This window comes from Delftia sp. ZNC0008 (assembly GCF_000799035.1).
GTDB lineage: Bacteria > Pseudomonadota > Gammaproteobacteria > Burkholderiales > Burkholderiaceae_C > Comamonas > Comamonas tsuruhatensis.
In genome coordinates this window covers 1-2,663 of the sequence record NZ_JTKZ01000575.1, presented here as the reverse complement: position 1 = coordinate 2,663, position 2,663 = coordinate 1, and the positions used below count along the sequence as shown (strand labels likewise).

At 68.6% G+C, this 2,663-nt stretch carries 3 protein-coding genes; 1 reads left to right on the top strand and 2 read right to left on the bottom strand.

The features are described 5' to 3' along the window. A partial coding sequence (locus tag L995_RS19020) for an MFS transporter (RefSeq protein ID WP_231574475.1) occupies positions 1-511 on the bottom strand: 511 nt, incomplete at its 3' end. 238 nt (positions 512-749) lie between these two features. Here L995_RS19020 and L995_RS19015 point away from each other — a divergent pair. Further along, the gene (locus L995_RS19015) at positions 750-1,631 is read left to right on the top strand and encodes a LysR family transcriptional regulator (RefSeq protein ID WP_047473008.1); all 882 of its coding nucleotides are present in this window, start codon (positions 750-752) and stop codon (positions 1,629-1,631) included. Positions 1,632-2,410: 779 nt separating this feature from the next. On the opposite strand, the gene L995_RS19010 is transcribed toward L995_RS19015, so the two are convergent. Beyond that, positions 2,411-2,663, bottom strand: a 253-nt coding sequence (locus L995_RS19010) for an FtsX-like permease family protein (RefSeq protein ID WP_047473006.1), incomplete at its 5' end; no start/stop codon positions are given.

The following is a 2,663-nucleotide window of genomic DNA, read 5'->3' as shown; positions in this document are numbered from 1 at the left end:
GCGACTGCGGCATGCAGCGCAGCCCCAGCACCAGCGCGGCCAGCGCCACGGCGGCCACGCAAAGCACCACGCCGCGCCAGCCCGCCACGCCCAGCAACCAGCCCGACAGCAACGGCCCGAAGGCCAGGCCCACGCCAAACGACGTGCCCACGCCACTGAAGGCGCGCATGCGCCCCGCTCCATCGAACACCTGGGCCAGCGCCGCCGTGCCGCCCGCCAGCGCGGCCGCCGCGCCCAGGCCCTGCAGCGCACGCAGCAGGTTGAACACGACAATGGCCCCCTGCCCGCCCAGGCAGGCCTGGGCCAGCGCACTGGCCAGCACCACGCCCAGCCCGGTCAGGAAAACGCGCCGCCGCCCGTGCAGATCGGCCAGCGCGCCGGCCGCCATCAGCGTGGCGCCAAAGCTCAGCATGAAGGCATTCGTCACCCAGTTGAGCGCCAGCGGCCCGCCGCCCAGCGCCTCGCGCAGCGCAGACAGGGCCACGGCCGGCCCGGTAAAGCTCAGCGGCATCGCCAGCGCCGCAAGGCACACCGACAACAGCACCCAGACCGGGGATGCATGCGGTCGCGCTGTGCCGTGGAGCGCATCCGGTGCGCGGGAAGAAGTCAGGCAGGAGGACATGGTTGGCAAGGCTTTCGCAATTTCCCGGCCGCACATGGCCAGGCATGCATGAACGATAAAAGCGCTGCAATGCCGTGAAAATAGGCGCCAGACTCCCCACACTCCCAACCCCAGGTTGGCAATCGACATGGACAGCTTCAGCGGACTCGAATCCTTTGTGCGTGCAGCCGACCTGCTGAGCTTTGCCGAGGCCGGGCGCGCCCTGGGCATCTCGGCCTCGGCCGTAGGCAAGAACGTGGCGCGGCTGGAACAGCAACTGGGCCTGCGCCTGTTCCAGCGCACCACGCGCCAGGTGCGGCTCACACAGGAAGGCGCGCTGTTCCATGAGCGCTGCCGCCGCATCCTGGATGAACTGCACGATGCGCGCGCCACCATGCAGGCCGCCGCCGAGGCGCCGCGCGGACGGCTGCGCGTGAGCCTGCCCACCATCGGCTACCGCTTCCTGCTGCCTGTGCTGCCCGAGTTCCAGGCCCTGTACCCGGAGGTTGACCTGGACCTGGACTTCAACGACCACCTGGTGGACGTGGTCGAGGCCGGCCTGGACGTGGTCATCCGCAGTGGCGAACTGGCCGACTCGCGCCTGGTCGCGCGCCGGCTGGGGCCGTTCCGCTTCATCCTGGCCGGCTCGCCCGCCTACCTGGCGGCACGAGGCATACCGCAATCCCCCGCCGAACTGGCACAGCACAGCTGCCTGCGCTACCGCTTCCTGAGCAGCGGCAAGCTGGAGGAATGGGTGCTGCCCGGCATGCCGCCCCACCTGCCCGCCGCCCTGGTCTGCAACAACATGGAAGCCATGCTGGGCGCGGCCGTGGCGGGCATGGGGCTGGCCTATATGCCGGACTTCCTGGCGCGGGATGCACTGGGGCGTGGCGAACTGCAGCGGGTGCTGGCGGAGGACCTTACGCACACGGGGCAGTTTTCGGCGCTGTGGGCGTCGAGTCGGCAGTTGTCGCCTAAGGTGAGGGCGTTTGTGGATTTTGTGGGGGAGAGGCTGTTCAAGGAGTCTTGAACGGGGCCGTCCCCTGCTGTTGCTCGTTCTTGTCCCTGCTGTTGCTCGTTTCTGCCCCTGCCGGGTGGTTGTTTTTCGAGGCCGGGTCTCGGCCCGGCGGCCGACTGCCCTTTCTTGATTCGCCAAGAAAGGTCAGATCAAAGAAGGCGACCCGAATGTCCGCGACCCTCCGCTTCGCTGCGGGCAACCTGCGTCGTGGCGGTTGCGGGGTTCGCCGTGAAACTCTCTTCGCGCTGCGCGCTACGTTCAAACATCACGGCGAGTCAGATCACGAAGCAGTCCTGTCCTTCGGCAGGACTGCAACCCCGCAACCACCACGCCGCAGGCGCTGACATACGGGAAGTTGGTGCGGGCCTTCGCTTCGCTCGGCCCCTGGTTTGAAGCCGAACGCAGTGATGGCGCCGGCTGTTGGCTGTTGGCTGTTGGCTGTTGGCTGTTGGCTATCCCTCAGCCTCCCCCCTTCTGCCCACGCCTGCGTTGGGCGGGATGCGGGGTGGCAGCCCTGCCGAAGGACAGGGCTGCTTCGTCATCTGACTTGCCGCAGTTGTTTGAGCGAAGCGCGCCAGCGCGCAGCGAGTTCTGCGGCGCACCCCGCATCCCGACCAACGCAGGTCGCCCCGGAGCGCAGCGCAGGGGTCGTGGGCAGCGGGGCGCACTTCTTTGCCTCCTTTCTTGCTGCGCGGCAAGAAAGGAGGTCGGCCGCCGGGCCGAGACCCGGCCTCGAAAAACAACCACCCGGCAGGGTCAAAAAAGGGTGACCCGGGCAAAAAACCAAAGACCTACTCAGCCACCTGCCTCAACGTATCCATCACAGGCCTCCTCAACACCTCCCGCAACGCCCACCACCCCGCCATCCAGGCCAGCAAGGCCCCGGCAACGGCCCCCGCCAGCGGAGCCCACCAGGGCACGGTCCAGTTGAACTCGAACACCCAGCGCGCCAGGGCCCAGCCCACGGCACCGGCCGCGCAGCTGGCCAGGAAACCCGCCAGCAGGCCCACGCCCGCCAGCTCGGCGCGCTGCACCTGCGCCAGC